The organism is Mycolicibacterium pyrenivorans (assembly GCF_025821625.1).
GTDB lineage: Bacteria > Actinomycetota > Actinomycetes > Mycobacteriales > Mycobacteriaceae > Mycobacterium > Mycobacterium pyrenivorans.
The window spans coordinates 1-24,901 of record NZ_JACKSH010000081.1; the positions used below are offsets into that span (position 1 = coordinate 1).

General features: G+C 62.6%; 23 protein-coding genes. 16 read left to right on the top strand and 7 right to left on the bottom strand.

The features are described 5' to 3' along the window. The first annotated feature begins 69 nt into the window (after positions 1-69). From H7I57_RS10425 to H7I57_RS10480, 12 genes are all read left to right on the top strand, one after another. Complete coding sequence (locus H7I57_RS10425; protein ID WP_264023413.1) at positions 70-366, top strand: hypothetical protein; 297 nt, start codon at positions 70-72, stop codon at positions 364-366. Positions 367-759: 393 nt separating this feature from the next. Beyond that, entirely contained in the window at positions 760-1,959 is a 1,200-nt protein-coding gene (locus H7I57_RS10430) for a thiolase family protein (protein WP_264023414.1), read from the top strand. A gap of 76 nt (positions 1,960-2,035) precedes the next feature. Further along, a complete protein-coding gene (locus tag H7I57_RS10435; protein ID WP_443678332.1) occupies positions 2,036-2,404 on the top strand; it encodes a Zn-ribbon domain-containing OB-fold protein in 369 nt (122 codons plus the stop codon). Positions 2,405-2,711: 307 nt separating this feature from the next. Beyond that, positions 2,712-3,347, top strand: coding sequence for a TetR/AcrR family transcriptional regulator (locus tag H7I57_RS10440; protein WP_264023416.1), 636 nt, complete (start codon positions 2,712-2,714; stop codon positions 3,345-3,347). A gap of 280 nt (positions 3,348-3,627) precedes the next feature. Then, the gene (locus tag H7I57_RS10445; RefSeq protein ID WP_264023417.1) at positions 3,628-4,116 is read left to right on the top strand and encodes an FAS1-like dehydratase domain-containing protein; all 489 of its coding nucleotides are present in this window, start codon (positions 3,628-3,630) and stop codon (positions 4,114-4,116) included. 18 nt (positions 4,117-4,134) lie between these two features. After that, positions 4,135-4,557, top strand: a complete 423-nt coding sequence (locus H7I57_RS10450; RefSeq protein WP_264023418.1) for a MaoC/PaaZ C-terminal domain-containing protein — start codon at positions 4,135-4,137, stop codon at positions 4,555-4,557. 150 nt (positions 4,558-4,707) lie between these two features. Next, entirely contained in the window at positions 4,708-5,829 is a 1,122-nt protein-coding gene (locus H7I57_RS33465) for an acyl-CoA dehydrogenase family protein (RefSeq protein WP_264023419.1), read from the top strand. Positions 5,830-5,843: 14 nt separating this feature from the next. Continuing rightward, positions 5,844-7,100: an acyl-CoA dehydrogenase family protein gene (locus tag H7I57_RS10460; RefSeq protein ID WP_264023421.1), complete on the top strand. Its 1,257-nt coding sequence runs from the start codon at positions 5,844-5,846 to the stop codon at positions 7,098-7,100. Next, a complete protein-coding gene (locus H7I57_RS10465; RefSeq protein WP_264023423.1) occupies positions 7,100-8,629 on the top strand; it encodes an acyl-CoA synthetase in 1,530 nt (509 codons plus the stop codon). The genes H7I57_RS10460 and H7I57_RS10465 overlap by 1 nt, the downstream gene beginning before the upstream one ends. A gap of 45 nt (positions 8,630-8,674) precedes the next feature. Further along, on the top strand, positions 8,675-10,132 hold the full coding sequence (locus H7I57_RS10470; protein ID WP_264023424.1) for a coniferyl aldehyde dehydrogenase: 1,458 nt from the start codon (positions 8,675-8,677) through the stop codon (positions 10,130-10,132). Between the two features lie 43 nt (positions 10,133-10,175). Beyond that, positions 10,176-11,225 (top strand): TIGR03857 family LLM class F420-dependent oxidoreductase, encoded by a 1,050-nt coding sequence (locus H7I57_RS10475; RefSeq protein ID WP_264023434.1) that lies wholly within the window; start codon positions 10,176-10,178, stop codon positions 11,223-11,225. Between the two features lie 194 nt (positions 11,226-11,419). Continuing rightward, positions 11,420-12,313 (top strand): phosphotransferase, encoded by an 894-nt coding sequence (locus tag H7I57_RS10480; RefSeq protein WP_308204337.1) that lies wholly within the window; start codon positions 11,420-11,422, stop codon positions 12,311-12,313. Here the strand turns inward: H7I57_RS10480 and H7I57_RS10485 are convergent. Beyond that, positions 12,270-13,334: an NAD(P)H-dependent amine dehydrogenase family protein gene (locus H7I57_RS10485; RefSeq protein WP_264023425.1), complete on the bottom strand. Its 1,065-nt coding sequence runs from the start codon at positions 13,332-13,334 to the stop codon at positions 12,270-12,272. The genes H7I57_RS10480 and H7I57_RS10485 overlap by 44 nt on opposite strands. A 168-nt stretch (positions 13,335-13,502) precedes the next feature. Here H7I57_RS10485 and H7I57_RS10490 point away from each other — a divergent pair, with 168 nt between their 5' ends. Together H7I57_RS10490 and H7I57_RS10495 are read left to right on the top strand one after the other, a co-directional pair. After that, the gene (locus H7I57_RS10490) at positions 13,503-14,234 is read left to right on the top strand and encodes a hypothetical protein (protein ID WP_264023426.1); all 732 of its coding nucleotides are present in this window, start codon (positions 13,503-13,505) and stop codon (positions 14,232-14,234) included. 4 nt (positions 14,235-14,238) lie between these two features. Further along, positions 14,239-14,532: a hypothetical protein gene (locus H7I57_RS10495; protein WP_264023438.1), complete on the top strand. Its 294-nt coding sequence runs from the start codon at positions 14,239-14,241 to the stop codon at positions 14,530-14,532. A 183-nt stretch (positions 14,533-14,715) separates the two neighbouring features. On the opposite strand, the gene H7I57_RS10500 is transcribed toward H7I57_RS10495, so the two are convergent. The 6 genes from H7I57_RS10500 to H7I57_RS10525 form a co-directional block, all read right to left on the bottom strand. Beyond that, positions 14,716-15,696: an alpha/beta fold hydrolase gene (locus H7I57_RS10500; protein WP_308204338.1), complete on the bottom strand. Its 981-nt coding sequence runs from the start codon at positions 15,694-15,696 to the stop codon at positions 14,716-14,718. A 610-nt stretch (positions 15,697-16,306) separates the two neighbouring features. Continuing rightward, the gene (locus H7I57_RS10505) at positions 16,307-17,530 is read right to left on the bottom strand and encodes a cytochrome P450 (RefSeq protein ID WP_264023427.1); all 1,224 of its coding nucleotides are present in this window, start codon (positions 17,528-17,530) and stop codon (positions 16,307-16,309) included. A 3-nt stretch (positions 17,531-17,533) separates the two neighbouring features. Beyond that, positions 17,534-18,586 carry an SDR family NAD(P)-dependent oxidoreductase gene (locus tag H7I57_RS10510; protein WP_264023428.1) on the bottom strand — a complete coding sequence of 351 codons (1,053 nt, stop codon included), beginning with the start codon at positions 18,584-18,586 and terminating at the stop codon, positions 17,534-17,536. Continuing rightward, positions 18,579-19,715 carry a spirocyclase AveC family protein gene (locus tag H7I57_RS10515; RefSeq protein ID WP_264023429.1) on the bottom strand — a complete coding sequence of 379 codons (1,137 nt, stop codon included), beginning with the start codon at positions 19,713-19,715 and terminating at the stop codon, positions 18,579-18,581. Before H7I57_RS10515 ends, H7I57_RS10510 begins: the two co-directional genes overlap by 8 nt. A 64-nt stretch (positions 19,716-19,779) precedes the next feature. Continuing rightward, entirely contained in the window at positions 19,780-20,631 is an 852-nt protein-coding gene (locus tag H7I57_RS10520) for a CbbQ/NirQ/NorQ/GpvN family protein (RefSeq protein WP_264023430.1), read from the bottom strand. Positions 20,632-20,731: 100 nt separating this feature from the next. Continuing rightward, positions 20,732-22,429, bottom strand: coding sequence for a nitric oxide reductase activation protein NorD (locus H7I57_RS10525; protein ID WP_372510182.1), 1,698 nt, complete (start codon positions 22,427-22,429; stop codon positions 20,732-20,734). 92 nt (positions 22,430-22,521) lie between these two features. Between H7I57_RS10525 and H7I57_RS10530 the strand changes: the two genes are divergently transcribed. Together H7I57_RS10530 and H7I57_RS10535 are read left to right on the top strand one after the other, a co-directional pair. Continuing rightward, entirely contained in the window at positions 22,522-23,676 is a 1,155-nt protein-coding gene (locus H7I57_RS10530; RefSeq protein WP_264023431.1) for an acyl-CoA dehydrogenase family protein, read from the top strand. Positions 23,677-23,704: 28 nt separating this feature from the next. Continuing rightward, on the top strand, positions 23,705-24,808 hold the full coding sequence (locus H7I57_RS10535; protein ID WP_264023432.1) for an acyl-CoA dehydrogenase family protein: 1,104 nt from the start codon (positions 23,705-23,707) through the stop codon (positions 24,806-24,808). Positions 24,809-24,901 lie beyond the last annotated feature (93 nt).

A 24,901-nucleotide genomic window follows, 5' to 3' on the forward strand; every position in this document is an offset into this window, starting at 1 on the left:
AACAGCCCCCTCACGGAACTCCCGGTCGTACTTCTTCCGTTTCTCTGACATCGCTACTCCTTATAGCTGATGCCTCCACGGTCTCGGGGGAATGCCACCACGGTCCATGATGACATCGTTGCCACACCCACCTTCAACGACGCGGGCCTGATCGTCGCGCTGGACGTGTCCATCGCCGACGACACCTACGCATTCACCTTCGATACCAAGGGCAGCCCACTGCACGTGTTCGGAACGCTCAGCGACAGTTCGTCGGGTAAGCATGCGCCGCGTAGCTGGTGCTGGGTGGAATACACCGGCGGAATGATGACGCCAGAGATTATGGACCTGGTGATGCAGCCCTATCGCCTTGCCAGGGGGCTCTGAAGCGGCAGGAGCGGAGTGCAGAGGGTCCGTAACCTGGGCGTTGCGGTCGCCGTGGCAATTGATCGTCGTCGTCTTCTGGAGCTGCCTCCTACGTAGTGTTCACCCGCCGGGTTCGTGGTGGCGGGTGATGTCGGCCGAGGCGTCACCGGTGTTGATCCAAAGGCGGGACCCGGGCATCGCCGGGTACATCGTTCGGCGACGCCCTGAATACCGTGCTCAATGAAATCGGGAATACCTTGGGCACGGTGATCTCGTTGCCGCGATCGTGTGGCTGCGGGCATCCACGCGAGACCGGTGTCAGTGAGTGACATGTGTCGTTTGTTGACTGTTGTGGGGTGGGGTGGTTAGTCTCGCTGGAGTTGGTGTGGTGTTGGTTGTGATGGAGGTGTGGGCGTGGGTTTTTCTTCTCGGCGGGTGGCCATTGCTGGGGTGTATACGACTGAGCATGGGAAGAACATGGCGCGGACGCCGTTTTCGCTTCAGTTGGAGGCGATCAAGGGTGCGGTGGCTGATGCGGGTTTGACGTTGGCTGATGTGGATGGTTTGGCGCCTAATATCGGCACGGATTTTCATAATCCTGCTCCGATGTTGAATTCATCTCTGGCGCATATGTTTTGGGCTGAGCAGCTCGGTGGCCGCCCCAAGAAGCTGGTTGTACATGGGGGTGGTTCGGCGCAGCTGGCCAAGGCTGCTGCTGCGGTGTCGGCTGGTGTGGCTGATGTGGTGGTGGTGTTCTTCGGTAAGTCGGCGTTCGCCACGGGCCCGTCGTCGTATCCCGCCCCCGGTGAAGGCCCGCTGCGGGTGGGGGAGTGGGACGCACTTCCCCACGGTGGCTACCTGGTGACCTGGTACGCGTTGTGGGCCCAGCGTTACATGCATGAGTTCGGGATCAAGAAAGAAGACCTCAGCGAGATCCCGGTGGTGGCGCGCCATTACGCGACACTGAACCCGGCGTCGGTGATGGGTCCCAAAGGGGAGATCACTGTTGATGATGTGATGAACTCCAAGCAGATCTGTACGCCGTTGAACATGTTCGACTGCTCGATTGACAACGACGGGGCGTATGCGTTGGTGGTGGCCTCTGAGGAGGTGGCCCGTAACAGTCCGAATCCGGTGTGGATTTTGGGGGCCGCGGAAAGCTACTACAGCGACTTTTATGCCTCGATTCCTGATCCGTGGTTCCCCGAGGAGGGGCACTCGGTCAGGGATGCGGCTAATCGGGCGTTTGCGATGTCGGGTGTCAGTCGCGATGAGGTCGATGTGGCCAACCTGTATGACTGCTTCTCGATCACTATGGCCCGCGATCTGGAAGAGATGGGGTTCTGCGGACTCGGTGAGGGCGTGGACTTTGTCAAGGACGGCAATACCCGCCTGGATGGGTCGTTGCCGTGTAACACCGACGGTGGGTTGCTGTCGGGCAGTCACTGTGGCGAGCCCTCGGGTATGCCCACTATTGAGGTGGTGCGACAGCTGCGCGGTCAGTGTGGGCAGCGCCAAGTCGCCGACGCCAAGATCGGTGTGTCACTGTCCCAGGGCTTCTCCGTTCATGGTGTGGCCGGCGTGATGGTGCTCGGTACCGAGCAGCCCGAATAACCCCCACTAGCCCGAGTCACAAGGAGAACCGCAGATGGCCTATCACAAGCCGCTTCCCACGACCACGCTGGGCAACATGGCGTTCTGGGACGGGTTGAAAGAACACCAGTTCAAGATCCCGCACTGCCGCGACTGCGGCGCCTACAGCTGGGTGCCCTACCCGGCATGTAAGAACTGCCAGTCTGAGAACATCGACTGGGACCCGATCAGCGGACAAGGTGAGGTCTGGACCTACAGCATCGTGCACCGCGGCGCTGGCTTCCACCAAACCCCCTACGTCGTCGCCGTCGCCAAACTCGACGTCGANGGCCCCCGCTCAGTGCTGGTCCTGGCCACTCTCACCGACACCAACCCCGACGACGTCCACATCGGCATGCCCGTCAAAATCGCCTACGACGACATCCCCGAACACGACGCCGCCATGTACCACCTCACCCCCGCCTAACCACANCCCCGACGACGTCCACATCGGCATGCCCGTCAAAATCGCCTACGACGACATCCCCGAACACGACGCCGCCATGTACCACCTCACCCCCGCCTAACCACATACGGTGCTCGGAGCGGACAGTGTCGGCCCGCAATGGTCCGGAGCGAGCCGCCCGAGTGGGGCGGTGCGACGCAGCTTAGTTGGCTGGCAGCATGTTTCGATGTATCGGGCTGCCGGATCGGAAGACTTCCCGCGTTGGCCACCAATCCTGTCGCCTTCTGACAAAAGCCGGCCGTGGCCGCTTCGATGCTAGGATGCGCCAATGACTGAACCGCGAGCCGGCTTGCGTGAACGCAAGAAAGAAGATGCCCGGCGGCAGATCATTCATAAGGCGAACCGCCTCTTCCGAAAGCACGGCTACGAAGGTGTGACTCTGGAACAGATTGCGGATGCATGCGTGATGTCGGTGCGGACGATCCTTCGATACTTCAGCACCAAGGAGGCACTCGCACTCGCCGTCGAGCATGACCTCCTCGAATCGTTCCGATCGAGGCTAGCCAATCGAGAGACTGATGCGGTTACGTGTTGGCGCGACTTTCAGGTCGAGACATTGCATTTGATGGAAAGTGCAGAAGCTCGCCAGCGAATGATCGCGATCTTCTCCACGTCGGCGACGTTGGCAGAGTTCTCGCTGATCGGTCAGACTTATCAGGATATCCTCGCCGATGCCATCGCCGAGGAGTCTGGCGATGTGCCCCCGCTGGAGACAGCGGTGTTCGCGACGCTTTTGGTGTCGAGCTCGAGTGCGGCGTTTCGCCGTTGGTTGATGTACGACGAGCCCTTCGACATCGTGGTGCTGGACAAGAATTTCGATCGCGTCTGCACAGCCTTCGATGTTCGCAAGCCGGCTAGGGGTCAGAAGGCCAAGAGTCGAGCTGCCGGGGCTCAGGCAGGCTGACAAATCGGAACGAGATCGCCTGCCGCATAAAAGAAATACGGATGTAGCAGGCTGGCCGAAGGCAGCTGCGGCGTAGTTCATTACGCGCGGTTCGCTTACCATTGGTAAGTTGCCGGGTTCTGTGATGGCGCCCACCTCCCAGGCGCACCTGGACTTGGTGTCACTGGTTGACATGTGTCACTGGAGGCCATTAGAGTTTGGTTGCCGTGCGGGCGGCTCGAGTGCCGTGTGGCCGTGTGTGTTTGGGTGTTGTTCGCCGAGGAGTTGGAGAGGGTCGCTGATGACCGAGAAGACCTCGCTTGTCACTCAGGAGATGTTGGAGTGCAAGGGTGTTTGGGGTCGGGAGAAGGTGTCTTACCCGATCAGTGAGTCCGACATTCGGCGGTGGGCGATCGCCACGTATTGGCCCAAGGTTCCGCCGCGGCTGTTCACCGATGCCGAGTACGCGAAGTCGACCAAGTTCGGCGGCATCGTGGCGCCGGAGGACTTCAATCCCTTCGCGTGGCCTGTTCCCACTGGTGAGGAGGGCGGTTTGCCGTTCGATCTGCCCGGGCTGATCGGCGGCATGATCCTCAATGGCGGCACCGAGGACACGTATTTCACCAGGATGCGTCCCGGTGATGTGATCTCGTCGAAGTTGCGGCTAGCGAGCTGGGACGAGCGTGAGGGCCGTTCCGGGCTCAAGCTGTTCTCCAAGTACGAGACCGAGTGGCACAACCAGAATGGTGATCTGGTCAAGCGCACTGTCGGCACCACCATCCAGTTCTAGGCACAGGAGCCCATCGCGATGGCAATCAATGTCTCTTTCGACAGCGTCGAGGTCGGCCAGGTCTTGCCGGAGTTCACTCGCAAGACCGATTTCGACAACTGGAACCGCTTCGCGGCGGTCAACGACGAGTTCATTTCGGTGCACATGGATGACGAGATGGCCAAGTTGATGGGTCAGCCCGGTGCGATCGGTATGGGCAATCTTCGGTGGACCTACCTGCTCAACGCGCTGCGCGAGTGGGCCGGTGACGAAGCCGACATCGTCAGCATGACTGTGCAGTTCCGCGGCACCAACCTCAAAAACGATGTGTTGCGCACCAAAGCGGTGGTCACCGAGAAGAAGTCCGAAAACGGGCGCAACCTTGTCGTGCTCGACATCGATGTCCTCAACCAAAACGACGAAGCCACCACCCCAGGAACCGCCACCATCGCACTGCCCTGANCCGAAAACGGGCGCAACCTTGTCGTGCTCGACATCGATGTCCTCAACCAAAACGACGAAGCCACCACCCCAGGAACCGCCACCATCGCACTGCCCTGACCGCTCGATCTCGACAGACTACGATGGCATCAGTCAGGAGCAGGAACTTCCGTGGATGAAGTAGTCACCGACGACCAGCGGGCGGTGCTGGAACAGACAGCAAAGTTCGCAGCCAAGGAGTGCCCGATCGCGCGACTGCGTGACGGGATTCACCGCGAGCCCGACTTCCGCACCCGCTACTGGCGTCAGGGCGCCGAACTCGGCTGGTTTTCCATGCTGGTCGCAGAATCGCTCGGTGGGGGAAGCGCATCGGACAACGGCGTGGTCGATGCCACGCTGATTGCCGGCAAACTGGGTGCCGCATTGCAACCGGGCCCATTTGTCGCGACCAACGTCACCGCCTACGCGCTCGCAGCCGCCGGGAGCGACGAGCAGAAGGAACGGCTCATACCGGCACTTCTGTCTGGCGAAGCCAGCGCAGTTTGGGCGGCGACCGGCAGCTGCGGAGGCGCACCGGACGCCGGGGTCTGGGCTACCCCGACGCAGTCGGGCTACGAGCTGCAGGGACACAAATCGCTGGTCCAGGACATCGGGTGGGCGTCATGGATGCTCGTCACGGCAGCATCGGCGGACGGCCCCGTTCAGTTCGTGATTCCGGTCGATGCTGACGGTGTCACCACTCGGAAAAAACGCTCGCTGGACTTGACCCGAGACCTCGCGGATGTCGAGTTCACCGGCACGCGCGTTCGGCGATCCGACATGGTGGGTGAGCCGGATTCGGCGGGCCGTCTCGTTAGCCGGCAACTTGCGCTGGCGTCGGTTCTCACCGCGGCGCAGACCGCCGGCGCGATGGCCGTGGGACTCGACCGGACCGTCCAATATGCCAAGGACCGCATCGCGTTTGGACGACCTATCGGCTCGTTTCAGGCGATCAAGCATCTGCTGGTGGACTCTAGTCTGTCGCTCGAGCTGGGCCAGTCTGTTGTCATGGCTGCCGCCGACTCGCTCGGCCGCGACGATGAGAGTGGTGATCAGGCTGCGAGTATGGCCAAAGCGTTGGTGGGCGACGCGGGCATCGACATCGCGTCGAACTGCACACAGGTGTTCGGAGGTATCGGCCTGACTTGGGAGCATGACCAGCACCTCTACGTCCGGCGGGTCACCACCGACGCTGAGATGTTCGGCGATCCGGTATGGCATCGCGAACGTGTGTGCCAGCTCGGCGGAATCTGATGGGAGTAAACACAGTGACCGACGCGCAAGTTGACCTCGACCAGTTCCGCCGGGACGCACGCTCGTGGATCGAATCCAATCTCGAGCGCCGCTACACGCGGGGTACGGGCGTCTCGGCGGCCGAGGCCAGGACACCGGACGAAATCGCTCGCAACCGCACGTTGCAGCGCAAGCTGTTCGACGCGGGGTGGGCGGGAATCTCTTACCCCGAGGCCTACGGTGGCCGGGGCCTGTCGGAGGCACACGAACGTGTCTTCACCGAGGAATCCTCGAATTACGTGACGCCGGACTTCGGTGCGGTCGGCCTGGTCACGTTCGGTCCGATCGGTCGGTCCATGCTTGCGCATGCGACACCGGCGTTCCTCGAACGTCACATCCCGAAGATGCTCGCAGGCGATGCATTGTGGTGCCAGTTTTACTCTGAGCCTGAGGCGGGGTCAGACCTGGCCGGTATCCGGACGCGGGCGACCCGCGACGGTGAGAACTGGGTGATCCGCGGCTCGAAGATCTGGACCACGGGGGCACAGAACGCGGACTACGCGATGTGTCTTGCCCGAACCGATTGGCATGTGAGCAAACACCGTGGCTTGACATGGTTCGCAGTACCGACTTCCGCGAAGGGCGTCGCGATCCGGCCCATCGTCCTGGTCGACGGCAACGCCGGCTTTTGCGAGGAGACCCTCGATGATGTCGTCGTCTCCGACGCCGACATCATCGGCCAGATCAACGACGGCTGGTCGGTGGCCCAGACGATGCTGGTCTACGAACGCCGCGCCGGCGAAGGCTTCATGGTTTCCGAGCCACGGGAGCTGGCGCCCGATTTGGTGGCGCTGGCGCGCAAGGCCAATCGTCTCGGGGATCCGATCGCGAGGCAGGCCATAGCGCGCGCACATATCAACGACTACGCACAACACCATCTCGGAAAGCGCTTGTTCGCCGCCCTACTGGCCTCGGCGACACCGAATCCGGCGGTCGCCGCATACATCAAACTGGCCGGCGGCGTCCTCGTACCGCAACGGGTTCGGCTGGCTATGGAAATCGGCGACACCAGCGTCGTCGCCTGGGACGATGATGACACAGAGGCGCAGAACGTCGTTGATGAATACCTCACAGGCAGGATCGCCTCAATCGGTGGAGGCACGAACGAGGTGCAGCGCAACGGCATCGGTGAACGCGTCCTCGGGCTACCCCGAGAGCCCAGTTTCGACAGCAACACGCCTTTTGCCGATGTAGTCAGCGCAGCGCGCAACTGGAACCACCGAGTCGGCTGATGTATCCGGGACACTGGGCCGCCGTCAAGCCCGATCATCCTGCCGTCGTCATGCCTGGTTCGGGCACGACAGTCACCTATCGGCAGTTGGACGATCGGTCGCGCAGATTGGCCGGATTCTTCCGCTCCCGCGGTGTCGAGCGCGGCGACCATATCGCGATACTGTTGCACAACGATGCTCGCTACTTCGAGATGCTTTGGGCTGCACTGCGTTCAGGGATATATGTCACTCCAGTCAACTGGCATCTGAAGCAGGATGAAATCGCGTATATAATCGACGACTGCGAAGCAAAGCTGCTCGTCACGTCGGCGGCTCAGCGTGATCTCGTCGCCGAACTCGACTGGGACGCAGCACAGAACCTGACATCTCGTCTGATGGCCGACGGAGTCGTCGATGGCTTTGAGGACTACGAAGAAGCCGTGGCTTTCGACGGAGATCCGGTCGAGGAGTCGTCCGGCGCAGCGATGTTGTACACCTCCGGCACCACCGGGCGACCCAAGGGTGTGCTTCGCCCGCTGCCCGACACGAAGCCAGGCGACATCGATCTGGCTTCATACGGGCTCGCGGCGCTCTTCGGCATCGACGAAAACGCGACCTATCTATCGCCTGCCCCGCAATACCACGCCGCTCCGCTCAACTTCACCACCGCTGCGCATCGGGCGGGAGCGACCGTGGTGATGATGGAGAAGTTTGACGCCAGCGAGGCGCTGCGTGCGATCGAAACATATCGGGTCACGCACAGTCAGTGGGTGCCGACGATGTTCGTGCGCATGCTCGGCCTGGATAACTCTGAACGCCAAGCGCGGGACCTGTCGTCTCATCGGACCGCACTGCACGCGGGTGCGCCCTGCCCACCGGAGATCAAGCGACAGATGATCGATTGGTGGGGACCGATCCTCGTGGAGTATTACGGGGGCACGGACGCCGGCGGGTTCACGATGATCAACTCCGAGCAGTGGCTCGAACACCCCGGTTCGGTCGGCCAATCGCTGACCGGCCCCATCCACATCATCGACGAGGAAACCGACACAGCGGCGGCAGTTGGCGAGGTCGGCACCGTCTATTTCAGTGGCGACCCCGATTTCGTCTACAAGGGTGACCCGGACAAGACCACACGTTCCCGTCGCAACGGTGCCATGTCGACGATGGGAGATATCGGCTACCTCGATCACGACGGATATCTCTACCTGACCGATCGCAAGGAATTCATGATCATCTCGGGCGGGGTCAATATCTATCCTCGGGAAGCCGAGGACGTGTTGATTCTTCATCCGGCGGTCGCCGACGTCGCTGTGTTCGGCGTCCCGCACCCGGAGTTCGGCGAAGAGGTGAAGGCCGCGGTGCAACTCACGGCCTCTGCCACCGCGACACCCGCGCTCGCCGAGGAGTTGATCGAGTTCGCCCGGGCGCGCCTGGCGACCTTCAAGTGTCCACGCTCGATCGACTTCCGCGATCAACTGCCGCGCACACCGGCAGGAAAGCTCCGCAAGTCGGAGCTGCGTGACCCATACCTCACCCAGCGAGGCTGACGCGTGGCCCTCGGAGACGGAAAGTCGTCAGAGCCTGAGAACAGCTTGAGGTCTAGACTCCTTCTCCAGCAACAGGCTTTCCTAGCCGAGGGACCACCCTCGGCCGCCGTCCGGAGGCATCGCATCGACCGCCTGGTGGCGCTTCTGTTCGAGAACGCCGATGCACTCGCACAGGCCATGCTGGCGGACTATGGGTCCCGCTCGCCGGTCGCATCGGTGATGACCGAGATCGTGGGCATCGGTTCGACGATCGAGTACACCCGCAACAATCTGGAGCGCTGGATGCGCCCGCGCCGGACCCTGCCAGGGTACCGACTGTTCGGGGTGAGCGCCGAGGTGGAGCCCTCGCCGAAGGGCGTCGTCGGCATCATCGGGCCCTGGAACTTTCCGGTGAACCTGGTCGCACTGCCCGCGGTGGAAGCCTTCGCCGCCGGAAATCGCGTCATGATCAAGATGTCGGAAGTCACATCGCACACCGCAGAGGTGTTCGCAGATCTGGCCGCACGCTACTTCGACCCGTCCGAATTGGACGTCGTGGTCGGTCCGATCGAAGTCGGGGCGCAATTCGCGGCTCTGCCATTCGACCACTTGTTCTTTACCGGCTCCCCATCCGTGGGACGCCTCATCCAGCGCGCAGCTTCTGAGCACCTGGTCCCGGTGACGTTGGAGCTCGGCGGCAAGAATCCGGTCGTCGTGGCGCAGAACGCCGATATCGACCGATACGCGGGCCGTATTGCCAACGCACGGCTGGTCAACGGCGGCCAGGTCTGTCTGTGCCCCGATTACGTCTTCGTCCCCACCGAGCGCGTCGAGGAATTCTGTCAGGCGGCGAGCGCAGCAATTCGTCGAATACTGCCGTCTGTCGTCAACTCGCCCGACTTCACGTCGTCAGTCAACGACGCGAACTACGAACGGGTGCTGGGTCTGCTTGAGGACGCCCGGAAGAAGGGAGCGCACATCATCTCGGTCGCTCCACCCGGAGAAACGTTGCCGGACAGGGCGACCCGCAAAATCGCCCCGACTCTGGTGACGAACGTGGACGGCAGTATGCGTATCACCTCCGATGAGATATTCGGACCGCTGCTGGTCGTGATGGGCTACCGCGCGCTCGACGAGGTGATCACCTACATCAACGAGCGTCCGTCGCCTCTGGCCATCTACTGGTACGGCGACGACAACGACGACTTCCGGCACCTCGTCAAACGCACACGAAGCGGTGGGGTGTCGCGCAACGATTTCGCTCTGCACATGGCCTTTCCGCAGACCCCGTTCGGCGGCGTCGGCAAAAGTGGTATGGGCGCCTATCACGGAAAGGCCGGATTCGACGCGTTCAGTCACCACCGTCCCGTTGTCGGCTCCGCTCTTCCATTCAGTTTCACGGGCCTGGCCGCGCCGCCCTACTCTCGCTCCAAGACGGCGATGGCCAAGTTCTCGGTCTGGTCGACGCGGCGGAAGGCTCGTCGACGCCTTGCACGATTTCAGCAGCCAGATTCCGACTCGTGACGCCGTGCCACCACCCAAACGCGACGGAGAGGTCGATAACACCATGGCTGACAACGAACGGGTGCTTGACGAGCTTGGCTTCTACCTGCTGGCCGGCGCGGGCGGGGAAGGCCCCGCCACCTTGATGGACGAGGCTCGCCAAGGCGAGGGCCTCGGCTTCGGCACGGGCTGGTTCGCCGAACGCTGGACATCGTACAAAGAGGCCGGTGCCCAGTCGGGCGCAGCGTGCGCGGTGACGAACCGAATGCATATCGGAACGGCCGCAACGAACTTCAACACGCGCCACCCGCTGATCACGGCGTCGATGGCCGTCACCTGCCACCGCCTGTCCGGGGGCCGCTTCATCCTCGGCCTTGGCCGCGGTGTTCCCCAGTACAGCGCTCTGGGCGTGTCGGCCGCGACTACAGCCCAACTCGAGGACTTCGCCGGTGTCATGCGGCGGCTGTGGAAAGGCGAGTTCATCGTCGACCACGATGGCCCGATGGGCAAGTATCCCATCCTCGTCCTCGACCCCGATTTCAACGAGAACATCCGGCTCGGGCTGGTCGCGTTCGGCCCGCAGACCCTTGCCCTCGGCGGACGGGCGTTCGACGACATCGTGCTGCACACCTTTTTCACCCCCGAAACTTTGCAGCGATGCGTGCGCACCGTCAAAGAGGCCGCCGAGCAGGCCGGCCGCGACCCGGACTCGGTGCGGGTCTGGTCATGCCTGGCGACCGTCAGTGACCATCTTCCCGAGGAGCTACGAATGAAGAAGACGGTCGCCCGTTTGGCCACCTACCTACAGGCCTACGGCGACCTGCTCGTCTCCACCAATCGCTGGGATCCGGGCGTGCTGGCTCGTTTTCGAGAAGATCCGGTGGTGACGTCCGTCGCGGGGGCCATTGACGCCAAGGCAACGGCCGAGCAGATCGAACATATCGCGACGCTGATCCCCGACGACTGGCTCGGCGCATCAGCGACCGGCTCGCCCGCGCAATGCGCCGCGCGGGTGCGCCAAGAACTGGACTTCGGTGCGGACTGCGTGATCACTCACGGCGCGACTCCCGCCGAGCTCGAACCGGTGATCAAAGCGTATCGGGCTGCCGAATGACGGAAATTGCTCTACCCCACACGTTGTCAGATGTTACCGCCACCTGGTTGGCAGCCGCGTTGAGTAAACCCGGGGACACGGTCGAGATCGCCGACCTGACGCTGCAGCGCATCGGAACCGGACAAGCCGGATCGACCTATCGGGCCACGCCGGCCTACGCCGATCCGAACCCGAGGTTGCCCGAGACGGTCGTCGTGAAGCTGCCCGCCGAGGATGTGGCGTTGCGTGCCGGTCTTTCCCTCGGCTACCGAAGCGAGGTGGCGTTCTACGGCGAAGTGGCGCCAACCGTGAAAGTGCCTATCCCCCAGTGCTTCCATCACGACATCAGTGACGATGGTTCTGATTTCGCGCTAGTTCTCTCCGACCTCGACCCCGCGGTCCAGGGCGACCAGATCGGTGGCTGCTCGGATGCGCAGGCCAAGAATGTCATGACCGCCATCGCCGGCCTGCACGCACCGAGCTGGTGTGAGCCCACGTGGCTCGACATGCCCGAGTTCATCATGCCCAAGCCCGGCGACGTCGAGGCCGCCCAGATGATGGGCGCGGCGGCCGAAGCCCTGACCGATGTCGTCCTCGGTCGGCTCGGTGAACACCTGGCGGCCGAAGACCACGACATTTTGCGCGCAGGCATGGCAGCGGTGACGCCCTGGCTGATCAATCAGCCGCGATACTCGTTGATGCATGGTGATTTTCGTGCGGACAACCTGATGTTTCATCCCGACAGGGACTCGGTGACCATCGTCGACTGGCAGACGATCAGCGTCGGGCTACCCGGCCGCGACGTCGCCTACTTCGCGGCGTCCAGCCTGCAGACGGATGCCCGGCGCGCCACCGAGGAAAGCCTTATCGACCACTACCACGCGGCGTTGCTGCAACATGGGGTCACCGGCTATGACCGCGAGACCTGCTGGCATGACTACTGTATCGGTATGCTCCAGCCACCATTGATCTCGATCCTCGGATGCGCGACCGCTGCTCCGACCGAGCGTGGGGATGCCATGTTCGTGCATACTTTGCAGCGGTCCTGTGCGGCGCTACGCGACCTCAAAACGTTGGAATTGATCGAGGCCGACGCACGAACGGCGTGATCGTGGACAGGTCGTAGAGTCCAGGCCCCGCGGCAAGGACGGCGGGGATCGCGTTCACTGCGTGCATTGCGGTCGCGAGACATCCCTGTTCCGAATGGTCTTCGCCGTCGGCGCCGACGACCATATGTAACCGAATGTTGGGCTGACCCTCGTAGCAGATCTCGTACCCGATCTCGCTGGGCCAGTCCGGTGCGATGTCGTCGGCCATCCGGGTGAGGTGTTCGACGTCAATCGTGGTGTCGCCGCACCTCGCGCTGACGCCGAAGCGCATAGCGGCCACGGTGCCGGCTGGAATACGTCCCGCCGCGACCTCGAGATCCCGGGGAGTCGTGGCTACGTGCCGGTATCCCGAGGCGCTGTCGATGGTCAGCCCGAGTGCCTGCGCCAGGATCGTCGCCGTGCCGATCCACACCGCCGCCGCATACTGCTCGTTGGCCAGCGCGGGTGACGTGTCCTCGGGGGCATGCGCGAAACCCATGGTGTCAAACATCAGGTCGGTGCTCGCATACGTCGCGTAATTGATCACCTCGCGCACGCTGATCCGGGAGGTCTTCTGCGTCAGCCGTGATAGCACCGGCGCCAACGTCTCACCGTAGAAGCCCGGGAACAGACCCAGCCCGAGAAAGGTGACGTTGCCCTTGTCGCAAGCGGTTTCGATGGCGTCGGCCATGCCGGCATCCAGAGACCGCGGGTGGGTGAACCGGCTTCCGGTTGCGATAACGTTCTTGCCGGACGCGAGCAATTCGCACACATCGGCGAGACATCCCGAGGTATCGGTCTCGACCTTGCCCATGTAGAGCACGACGTCGGCATCGCTGGCAATCAGCGCGTCCCGGTCATCGGTGGCAACGACACCGACCTCGTCACGACCGCAGAGCTTTCCGGCATCGATCCCGGCTTTGGCGCTGTTGTAGACCCGCACACCGGTCAGCGTGTACTCGGCGCTGTCGAGGAGATTTCGCAGCGCAAACATGCCGGTCTGGCCGGTGGCCCATTGAATGACACGCGGTTTTGTCGTCACGGTGGACACGTCGGCCTACCTCCTCAGCCCTAGATGAAGGGGAACTTACACCGCGGCGCAGGGCAACGTACAAACTGTAGGTTGAAACGGCGGACATCCATCCGAGAGGAGTCAACGGTGACGATTCGGGTCGTACAGTGGGCCACCGGCGCGGTCGGCCTGCCCCAGTTGCAGGAGCTGATCGAACATCCGGACTACGAACTGGTGGGCGTGTTGGTCTATGACCCAGCCAAGGCGGGCCTCGACGCGGGCACGCTGTGTGGACTGCCCGACACCGGGGTGCTGACGACCGCCGATAAGGAAGCGATCTTCGCCCTTGGCGCCGACGTCGTGATCCACGCTGCGAGCAAGGCGTACCCGGTGGAGACCAACTCCGAGGACATCAGGCGTCTGCTGGCATCGGGTTCGAGCGTGATCTCAACGACCTCCTACAACCACCTACCGACGTACGGAGCCGATGTGGAGGCGATGTTCGTCGATGCATGTTTGACGGGCGGCTCCAGGTTCCACGCCGCCGGTGAGAATCCGGGTTTCATGATGGAGCGCCTGGTGGCTACTGTGACCGGGCTCAGCAAGCATGTCGAACGTATCGATTTGTATGAGGCGGTGGACGTATCGGACATCGCGAGCCCGCAGATGATGTTCGACCTGATGGGCATGGGCCGCAAACCCGAGGAAATCACCGTCGACTCCCCCATCGTCGGCAAGCTCGATATGGCGTATCGGCAGGCGCTCAACGGTACGGCGGAGGTCCTCGGCATCGAACTCGACGGGATACGAGTGGCCGTGGACGCCAGCCACGACCCTCCCCTACGACCTTTCCGTTGCCGCCGGCACGATCAGAGCAGGAACTGCTGTCGGGCAGCGCCTTTCGTGGTTCGGTCAATGGCGGGGACGTGACCTCTTGGCGATCCACGAAGAGTGGGTCGCCACATACGATCTGCCGCAGTGGAATCTGTCGGCACCGGCCCCGGGCGAGACGGTCCCGCTGATCCGGGTGCAGATCCGCGGAGTCCCCAATTTCGACCTGGCGTTGAACATGTCCTGGGGCGAGGTACCGGCGAAGCTGGAGGGCACCAATCCGGGCCACCTGATGATCGGCATGAGCGCGATCAACGCAATCCCGTATGTACTCGCATCGCCGCCGGGCATTGTCTCCGCACCGGTGTTCGGCGCATGGACTAGGCGCGCTTGGTGAGTGGTGTTTCGCACTGAACAACGGTTCGATCGCTGAAGAGCTGGTGATGCTTGCCGCAATTCTCAAATCCGACGGATGGTTACGGACAGCGATAACCCACGAGACATGGACGAAACCCCACCAGACCAATTGAATTCGGTGAGGTGGTATACGAAGCCCACCCGCGTACGCTCCGGCAACTATCTACGGCAACTGTTCCCGCGGTGAGGCGGCGTTGTCGACGGTATCGAAGAATGCCAGCAGGCGCCGGTTTACCTCACCTGCAAGCGCAATCGGCATGAGGTGTGTACCGTCGGGAACGACTTCGAGCCGGCCGGCGGGCAGCCGGTCCGCGCAGCCGCGGAAGACCGTCAATGGATCCTCGGGCCACAGAGACAGGAACTCGTCGTGCTTGGTACCCACGACGAGAGCGGGAACTGTGATTCGCGCTAGTTCCTCGGTGGTGTAGTCGGGCGAACTGAGCCAGACCTGCGTCAATTGGTCGAGGAAGGGTGCCCAGTCGCCCGGCCGTCCCGACATTACGCGGTGCACCAGCCGCATCACGCGCATCGTTACAGCCTCGGGCCGAACGAACGCTTCCAGCGAACGCCGAGCGGTTGGCGTGTAGTCGTCGGCGTGCACGGGCGTACCGAGCAAAGTAAGACTGCACACTAGGTCCGGTCGCTGTAAGGCCATACCGATCGCGCTGCAACCACCATCGGACCATCCGACTACATGGGCAGCGCTGACTCGAAGTGAGTCGAGCAAGTTGGCGGCGTCCATTCCCATTCTGCGATAGGTGATTCCCCCTTGGCCCAGCGTGGTGCGGCCGTGTCCGCGTGAGTCCGGCACGAGCACACGCCTTTGCGCGGCCAGGGCCGGGATTTGGCCCACCCAAGACTCGGAGACAGCGAAGCCTCCGTGCAACAGCAGCACTGGAGTCGCGATACCGTCGGCATATCCGTAGTCGTGGCAACGGATCTCGATGTCGTCCGCGTGGACGCGGTGCACACGAGGTCGATGCCGCAACCGCCATGCAAGGAATGATGCGACGGCACGGCACGACGATGCGAGGAGTCCAGGAGAGATCGCTGGCCACGGACCGGAGTCGGTCGAACCATCTGCCCCGTCGAACTCCCCACCCCCTTTTTCACCGAAGGGGCCGCGGGTAGCGCGCTTCATCATGCGGGTACAACCTCGGTCGTCGAGGGAACGAGAAGCGAGATCACGCGCAGGGCCGACACAAATGCCACCCTGCGGGCACACGTACCCTCGCAGTCGGCACAGATGAGTTTATGCCGACCGATATCAGACGCCGCCACGCGCTTCCTCCTAGGGTGGGATTGCATGGGGCGCACCGAAACCCCAAACCACCAATCATGACAAGGAGCCCATGGCGGGGTCGATCGCGTGGTACGAATCCGGCCATGGGGTTGTGGCCGCAAGGCTATCGCCCGGGTTCGACAGAACCGGGTTGCAGTAGTACGAGCAGCCCAATCGCAGTCGTGCGCCGTGAGCACGGGACGAACAACGAGCGCATCGATCACGTGATTGACAAGCCGCGTCCGATCGCGATGAGACCACAACGCCAAGGAACAATGCCGCATACCGCATCACCCCCATATCCCCGACGCGGCAGCAGTTAGAAGAGGCCTACGTCGGCTACCTCGATTCGAGTCAGCGACCGGCGATCGACGCGGCCCACGATGAAAAAAGCTGATGGAGCTCATCCGCTGAAGTCTCGTCTTGAAACCTCCGTCACAGTGGGACCCAATACGCTCACATAGCCACTCTCTTAGGCCTTATCGAACAGCACAGGTAGCGCCGTCGGCGATCGGAATACCTGGCCGCGGATGTGCGGATCATCGGCGTCGGGGTCAAGCCGCAGATTCGGGAGCCGGTCCAGCAACAAGTTGATAGCGGTCCGGATCTCCAGACGCGCAAGATGCATACCCAGACATACGTGTGTGCCGTTGCCCCACCCCAGATTCGACTTAGCCGGACGAAATATATCGAACTTGTCGGGATCTTCGAACCGCTCACTCTGATGGTTGGCCGAGCCGAGCATCGGCATCACCGATGACCCTTCGGGAATGTGCACGCCACCAAGTTCCGTGTCGCACGTTGCGACCCGAATAGTGCTCAGCAGCGGAGCATCCCAGCGCACACCCTCCTCGATGGTCTGGGGGACGAGATCGCGGTCTTCTCGGATCGCGTTCAGCTGGTCTTCATTCGACAGCAAGGCGAACAACAGATTCCCAAGCGACCGGTATGTGGTTTCGACACCCGCCGGCAACAACAGCCGGAGGAAGGAGAAGATTTCTTCGTCCTCGAGCCGTTCGCCGTCAACTTCGGCTACAGCGAGGCGACTTATGAGGTCGTCGCGCGGGTTCTCGCGCCGCGCGCGAAGTATCGGGCGGTAGTACTCGACCAACGCCTTCGACGCTTCCAACCCCCGCTCGGGGTTGAGCGCGTAACTGAGCAACCCGAGGGACCACTTTTGGAACTGCAGGAAATCTTCTTCCGGAAGACCAAGCAGGCCAGCGATGACTCGAGTCGGATAAGGGAAGGTGAACTCCTTGACGAGATTGGCCTTCCCGTTGGGAGCCATCCTGTCGATCAGGTCGTTAGCGACGCGGCCGACGAGCTCGTCCTGAAATCGGGCAAGTCCCTTCTGCGAGAAAGCCTTCGCCACAAGAGCGCGGTGTCGCCCATGCTCCGGCTCATCCATGCCGAGCATGACACGTTTGCCGAGTGCCTCGCCGTAGGCCGACAATATGATCGACGAAGAGAAAGTTTCGTTGTCGCGTAACAATTGCTGGGCTTCTTCGAATCGGTAGACGACGAAGAGCGGCTTGCCTTCCTCACCCGGCATGACCGAAAGGTCGATCCGCTGGACCGGCTCTTCGGCGCGGAAGCGCTCGAACTCGGGATAAGGATTGCGCACGTTGCCCGAAACCGCTTCGTCGAACGCCCACGCGTCGCTCAAATCGTCTACGACATCTCCTACTTCGCTCATCGGCTATCCCTGCCTTTCTGCACATTGCGCTTGCCGTCGTAGTCCGCTTGCCGCTGAGGGCGATGAGGACCGGTTTGGTGCGAGCCAGGTGGCCAATACGATCAGCCGCCTCATCACAGGCAGGGGAAGGCTGCCCATCACCCGCACCATCAATTGCTGCGGTGCGGTCAGCTGCGGGGCGCCGCCCCTCAGCGCTCCCTGACGCGGTATCCCCATCACTGCCCGGGCCATATGATGCATAGCTGCTGCTGGCAGGACCCTGTTGAAGACCATGAGCAATGCCGCGTCGGGTCCCGCCGAACGCCTGCGAAAGGGTGCACGGTCGTTGAGAGCCTTCACCAATCCGTCGGTGAAGCGCGTCGGGGGTCGAGCGAATCTCATGGCGATATGGCCCCGCACGTCCATGGAGTGATGAATGGGCGAGTAGGGGCCGTCCCAAATCCGGTAGTCGGGATAGCCTGGCGCGCGATCATCGATGATGTCGGTGTCATAGGCGCCGGCCACCAGGACCGTCACTCCAAGTCCGAACGGTGAGATCTCCGTCGCCATTGACTCGCCCCATCGCTCGAGAGCACCCTTCGCCGCCGAGTATGCGGCGATTCCCGGTTGGCCGCGCACGCCACCGGCGCTTGATACCAGGACGATCCGACCTCGACCCGCGGCGCGCATCACGGGTAACAGCGCTTTGGTCAGCGCAACCGGACCCGTCAGGTGAGTCGCGAGCATACTGCTCCAGAGGTCTCGATCAAGCTCCTCCGACATCCCGATCGAGGCGATTCCGGCGTTGTGGACCAATGCATGTGGCGCGCCCACCAATGCCTCGATCTGCTCGGCCGCTGCAGCGATTGACTCCTCATTCATCAGGTCGAGACGGACGCCGACAAGACGACCGTCGTCGTGACCAGCTCCGGTCGCATCACGAAGGAGGGCTACACCTTGGTCGGGTGAGCGCATCGCCGCAACCACACGCCAGCCCTCGTTGTAGAGCCGGACTGCCGATGCGAAGCCCAACCCTCGCGAGGCTCCAGTGATGACGACTGTGCGTTGCTCAGCCATTCGGCTCCTTGGGGGCACAGGCACCCTGCCCCGCTGGCGGCGCTTCCACATCGGGCCGTCCGTTCGGCACGCCGCTCTGCCAGGTAGCCCACTTGCCGACAGAGAAAGGTCCGACCGCACCTTCCTTTTCGTAATAGCCTTGAGGGTCATACACTTTGGCCTCTGGGTACGGCCACGGACAGGCGACCGCCGTCGCGGCACCGCTGGCCTTGATGGCCCAGAACCATCCTCCGTAGACGAAGTAGGAAACGTTGGTAATGGCGAACATGACCAGGAATGTGCCCAGCACAGGCTTCGCCGGGAAGAGCTTCGCCTTCGCCGCCAGCTTCTCAGCGACCGACTTGCCCGTGTCATCGCGATAGCAAAGGACCGCGGCGGGGATCATGACAAAGGTGACACCCAAAGATTCCCATAGCAGTGGGAACTGGAATGTAGTGCCCGGCCACAGTGATCCAAATGGAATGACCTGACTGTAGATGTACATCCCGGTGCGGATGAAGACAACTTCCATGATCATGTCGTAGACAAATCCGACGACCAAAACCACCAATGCGAGGGTGACGAGAGGATGCCGCGCAGCGAAGGATTCCGGTCCACCCTTAGCCTGAAGTTTGCGCGTGATCCAGATGCCGGGGAAGTACGGGACGAGATAGAAGATCGCATAGGAGAATACGAAGAACGGCTCAACCGTCGGTGACATCGAAATCAGCGGCCAATCCTCAGGCCAATGAAGCCAGTCGGGGTTGTACACCGCGAAGGGCGCCCAGTTCATAATCGGGTCCTGCCACACGATCAGTGTCGTGCAGATGGCCATCAACAAGACTGGGTGACCGGGGTTCCGCCGCCAAGCGATACAGAAGGCCAGGATCATTCCCAAGAGCAGGACGACGATCCCAATCTGGTAGGCGTTGATGAACCAGCTGCCAACGGTGAAATCGACTGGGCGCGGCCTACCCTGAACGTTCGGATTGGCAACGCGCGGTGCAAGTTCCGTTCTCGACACAGCCAGGAAAAGCCCGGCGAACGCAATGACTGCCAGGCCGCTGATCCATCGCCCCCAGTTCACTCCCTGAGAACGACCTGACGACTTTTCCTCGGGTTCGAGTGACGTGGTTCCACCTGTCGTCATCGCATCACCTTTTCTTTCGGAGAGATTGATACCAGATCACTTCTGGCATCCGGACATTCGACTGTCAACCAGTCTGCCCGGTCGGATCACCCAGGTAGACATCGATCATTTCGTTCAAGCCGCGGCTCACACCAGCGTCGTCGGTAAGCGGTCCCGCGATCGCTGCGCGGGCAGCTTCCCTCACAGTCAGGCCCTCAACGACTAACTGGGCGGCCGCAATGAGCACACGAGTCGAGGCAACCTCACGGAGGCCTCCGGTCTCGAGCTTGCGGATGGCCTGCCCGAAGCGCACCAACTCAGCAGCTGTCGAGTGGTCGACACCGGACTCGTGTACGACGAGGCCCTCCTCGATGTCGGGACTGGGATAGGAGAAGTCGATCGCCACCATCCGCTGGCGCGTCGAATCCTTCAGATCTTTCAGAACGCTTTGGTAACCAGGGTTGTAGGAGACGACCAAGCCAAATCCTGGGGCTGCATCAAGCGTCACGCCGAGCCGTTCGATCGGCAACTGCCGACGGTGATCGCCAAGGGGGTGGAGGACAACGGTGGTGTCCTGCCGCGCCTCGACCACCTCGTCGAGGTAACACAGCGCGCCTTCGCGCACGGCGCGCGTCAACGGGCCGTCGACCCACACGGTCTCGTCGCCACGCAACAAGTAACGGCCAACGAGGTCAGCGGTGGTGAGGTCATCATGACACGCCACAGTGATCAACGGCCGGCCGAGGTCGTACGCCATGGCTTCGACGAAGCGGGTCTTTCCACAACCGGTTGGCCCCTTCAGCATGACCGAAAGCCCTTGGCGGAACGCCGCCTTGAAAACAGCCTCCTCGTTGCCCACTGACCGGTAGTACGGACGATCCGAGGGCGATATGTCGGATGCCCCGTTCCGCGACGCGGTTGTCGGCTCGTTGGTCATGAAATCCTTCCGCCCTCCGCCCGGAGGCGATCCATGGATGGTAGCCCAAAACAGAATTCTGTTTCAACGTGGTGGAAACGGATATTCTCGAAACTGCCGGTCACGACACGCGCCGCCGGACTTCTGCTGATCGAACCGCTGAGCGAAACAACGGACCAATCGCGCCACCGAGCTGGTCGGGTCGCGCAATCGTCATATGCGCCGCGCTTCCGAACACCCGGCGCAGCGATGCTGTATCGGTGTCGGCGCCGATCGTCAGGCATACACAACCGGTACCGCGTCGACGCGCCTCGATCAGTGCCCGGCGTGCGTCGGCGGCCCCGGAACGGCGGTCGTAGCCATGGTCGTACGCCAGCCCGTCGGACACCACCACCAACAGCCGTCTAGAGGTGCCGCCGCGCGCCTCAAGAACCGTTGATCCGTGTCGAATCGCCGCGCCAAGGCGGGAATAGGAGCCAGGTTCCAGGCTATTCAGTTTTCTGAAGACCTGTGCGTCAAGGTGATCATTGAAACGTTTGATCGGCGTCATCGTCACCGCAGTGCGTCCTTGCGAGCAGTAGGCATAAAGCGACGCCCGGTCACCGAGATCGTGAAGGGCGATCATGAGATGTGCCACCGCCTCCCGCTGCTGTTGATGCACGGTACGGCCCATAGTCCCGGCCTCGGCGGTCGAGCCCGACACGTCTAACAACAGCAGGACCGACAGGTCGCGTCGGCGCCGCAAAGTGTCTATGTAGACCGACTCGTCGGGCACCGAGCCGGCCATCAACTCCACCCGTGCCTCGATCGCAGCGTCGATGTCGATGTCGTCACCCTGGGCCTGGCGTCGGCGCCGGTGCAGCCCCATACCAAGCCGGGCCAGCGGCTTGCGGACGGTGATCGCGCCCTCGACCGCCTGTGTGGCGAACGGCTTAATCCGCGGTTCCACCTCGTGCACCGTGCACCAGTCGGGCTTATAGACGTTCTTGCCTGCGTCCCATTCCGGATACGTGAACTCAGTCGGTTCGAAGTCGTTGACGTCTTCGCCGGCGGCCGAGGCCAAAGAAGCCACGGCATGGCGCCCACGCTTCGCCGAATTCGTCTGGTGCGTCGCAGAATCGGCACCGGGCGGCCCGAGGCTGTTGTCTCCACTCTTACGGGTGCTTTTGAGCAGTTTCGACAGCCACCTGCCGATGAACGTACCGCCGCCGACCGGACTGGAGAACAAATCGTAATCGTCGGACTCGTCGACGCTGTCTTCGTTGAGATCCTCGAGTTGATCGGCCCCGCCATCCTTCTGCTTGCGCGGCGCGTGCCCCACGGCCTCCTGGCCTGCCTTGGATACTGCGTCACGAGATGCCGCCAGCACCTTCTTCGCGCGGATCGTGCCGAAAATTGACGGCGCATCGGCGAGGGCGGCCTTGGTCGAAGCGAGTGTTAACGACGCCGTCGCCGAGTCACTTCGCCCTGCGATTTCAGCGTTTCCCAGGTCGAGCATTGCGGCGGGAAGCAACCCAGCATTGAGCACCAGCGCACGGTGCGCTTCGACGGCCAGGTACCGTTTGGCCAGCCTGGGATGTCGTACTATCGGGCGGACCACATCAGGATCGAGACTGCCGGCGGCGATCAGAGACGCCTGCACCGCGACCGCCGGTAGCGTGAACTGCGCTGAAGCTGACGGATTGATGTAGATCGCTTCGCCGTCGGTCCACGGCCCGTCGCCGTCGGCGCCCTCCATCACGGCAACTGCTTTTCCCGCAAGCGCAGAAGCGAACATGCCCAGCGCTTGGAAGCGCTTTCCGGCCTCGTCGTCGGTCACCCTGGCTCCAAACCTCCCCTTGAACAGAATTCTGTTTCACCCTAGATTGAAGAGCCTATTGCCGTCAATCACAGCAAGCCAGATGGGAACCCGTGGACTTCACCTATCCGCCCGACGCCGAGCAGTTCCGCACGGAACTCCGATCGTGGCTCGCTGCGAATCTGACTAAGGACATCGTTGCCGCCACCCGTCATCCAGGGGCCGATGACCAGGCGTTCGAGCTATTGCGCGCGTGGAATGCGCGGTTAGCAGATCACCGTTGGGCGGCGGTGGCGTGGCCCACTGTCTACGGGGGTCGTGGTGCCTCGGTCCTCGAGCAACTCGTCTACGCCGAGGAAACCACCCGTGCGCGAGTCCCTAACCCGCTGAACATTATTGGTATCAACAATATCGCGCCGGCGATCATGCGATACGGCAGTGAAAGGCAGAAGCTCGATCTGCTCCCACGGATGCTTCGCGCAGACGATATCTGGTGCCAGGGTATGTCCGAGCCGGAATCCGGTTCGGATTTGGCGTCACTGCGTACCAGGGCAATGCAGGACGGTGATGAGTACGTCGTCAACGGCCAGAAGATCTGGACGTCACTAGGCCATCGCGCCGACTGGTGCCAGCTCTACGTCCGCACTGACCCCGATGCCCCAAAGCACCAGGGGATCTCGTGCTTTCTCGTGGATATGACGTCGCCGGGGATCAGCGTGCGACCTCTGGTTGCGCTTAACGGTGATATGGATTTCGCCGAGGTGTTCTTCACCGATGTTCGCGTCCCGGCCGACGCGATGCTCGGTCCGTTGAACGAAGGGTGGAAGGTTGCTACCGCGACGCTGTCTCATGAACGCGCAGCAGCGGCCCGGCTATACTCGGAATTGCAGGTTGATCTCGAACAGCTCGTCGGCGACCTCGCAACGGCGCGCGTAGGCGATCGTCCGGCACTGCAGGATCCCATCACTCTGCACCGAATCGGCGAGCTTGTCACCCGTATCAAGTTCCTCGAAATCTTATGCCTGCGCTCGATTTCGGCGATGCTGCACGGCGGGGACGCCTTTTCGACGGCAAGCCTGGCTAAATCGGTGTGGGGGGAGACCGGCCAGAAGTTGGCCGCTCTGGCCTACGACGTGCTAGGACCGGCGGCCAGTGCTAGATGGGCCGATTACCGCCTGACTGCCCGCGCATTGACCATTGCCGGCGGCACCACGCAGATCAACAAGAACATTACCGCCCAGCGAGTGCTCGGTTTGCCGCGACGATGAGCGCTGGTGCAACGAGTGAGGAGCACACGTGAACCTCGAACCGACTGATGAACAGCGCGCCCTGCGTGCGACCGTGCGACAGTTCCTGGCCGAGCACGCTGGAGTCGACGCGCACGTGCGGCAGCTAATCGACGACGACCGCGGAACCACATCTCAGGTGTGGAACGGGCTCGCCAACCTTGGCGCGACCGGCGTGCTGGTCCCTGCCGAGCACGGCGGCGCCGGCATGGCGATCGTCGACGCGGCGATCGTCGCCGAGGAAATGGGAGCCGGCCTCTACCCGGGACCGTGGCTGTCTAGCGCAGTCGCCGCGCCGAGGGCGATCGCACGCTTCGGGGCCGGCAGTGAAGCAGCCGAACTACTCGCGGGCATCGCCGCTGGTGATCGGGTGGCCGCGGTTGGGCCGCTGTTCTCGGTGCCGGCCACATCATCGGGCAATGGGCGAGTCTCTGGAGAGTTCGTCGTCGATGACGCCAGGGCCGCCGACATCATCTTGACTGTGACCCAGCACGGTGAGGGCTTGGCGCTTTATGCCGTCGAGACCGCCCTACCGGAGGTCACGCTGGGCCGGCTGCCGGGCATCGATCAGACCCATCGTCGCTTCCAGGTGACGCTCGACCACGCGCCGGGAAGACTGCTGGGAACTGCGGGCGCTCAGGCACTATCGGCGCTCGTCGACGACGTGCTGATCGTTGCGGCGGCCGACGCGCTCGGTGCCGCACAACGCCTCGTCGACATGACAGTCGACTACGCCAAAACGCGCACACAGTTTGGTCAGGCGATCGGCAGCTTTCAATCGGTCGCTCACCTGTGCGTCGACATGTTCGAGAACGTGGAGTTGGCCCGTAGCGGGGTGATCCACGCGGCGTGGGCTGCCGACGAGGGCGACGGCGATCACCGCCACCTCGCGGCGCTGCGACTCAAGGCATTCAGCGGCCAACTCGCCGCCGTCGGCGACACCGCAATCCAGGTGTTCGGCGGTGTCGGGTACACGTGGGAACACGATGCTCACCTCTACCTGAAACGGCTGCTGTCGTTCAGCACCCAGGGCGGAAACGCCGATCGATACCTCGAACTGATCGGCTCGGAATTCGCCGCCGCCGTGACAGCCGGCCAACCCCAGGCCACTTAGCCTTGATTCACCGATCGACCCTCGGCGTGGGGGCGAATTCGGTTGTGCGCTTTGGAGTCGGGGTGGGCCGTTGTGCGGGATCAGATGATGGCC

Bases quoted from the DNA above. Each gene is read 5' to 3' on its own strand.
- H7I57_RS10505 (WP_264023427.1), bottom strand. From the start codon at position 17,530: ATGAGCGAAGTAGGAGATGTCGTAGACGATTTGAGCGACGCGTGGGCG.
- H7I57_RS10510 (WP_264023428.1), bottom strand. From the start codon at position 18,586: ATGGCTGAGCAACGCACAGTCGTCATCACTGGAGCCTCGCGAGGGTTG.
- H7I57_RS10465 (WP_264023423.1), top strand. From the start codon at position 7,100: ATGTATCCGGGACACTGGGCCGCCGTCAAGCCCGATCATCCTGCCGTC.
- H7I57_RS10425 (WP_264023413.1), top strand. From the start codon at position 70: ATGCCTCCACGGTCTCGGGGGAATGCCACCACGGTCCATGATGACATC.
- H7I57_RS10475 (WP_264023434.1), top strand. From the start codon at position 10,176: ATGGCTGACAACGAACGGGTGCTTGACGAGCTTGGCTTCTACCTGCTG.
- H7I57_RS10500 (WP_308204338.1), bottom strand. From the start codon at position 15,696: ATGATGAAGCGCGCTACCCGCGGCCCCTTCGGTGAAAAAGGGGGTGGG.
- H7I57_RS10450 (WP_264023418.1), top strand. From the start codon at position 4,135: ATGGCAATCAATGTCTCTTTCGACAGCGTCGAGGTCGGCCAGGTCTTG.
- H7I57_RS10520 (WP_264023430.1), bottom strand. From the start codon at position 20,631: ATGACCAACGAGCCGACAACCGCGTCGCGGAACGGGGCATCCGACATA.
- H7I57_RS10515 (WP_264023429.1), bottom strand. From the start codon at position 19,715: ATGACGACAGGTGGAACCACGTCACTCGAACCCGAGGAAAAGTCGTCA.
- H7I57_RS10445 (WP_264023417.1), top strand. From the start codon at position 3,628: ATGACCGAGAAGACCTCGCTTGTCACTCAGGAGATGTTGGAGTGCAAG.
- H7I57_RS10440 (WP_264023416.1), top strand. From the start codon at position 2,712: ATGACTGAACCGCGAGCCGGCTTGCGTGAACGCAAGAAAGAAGATGCC.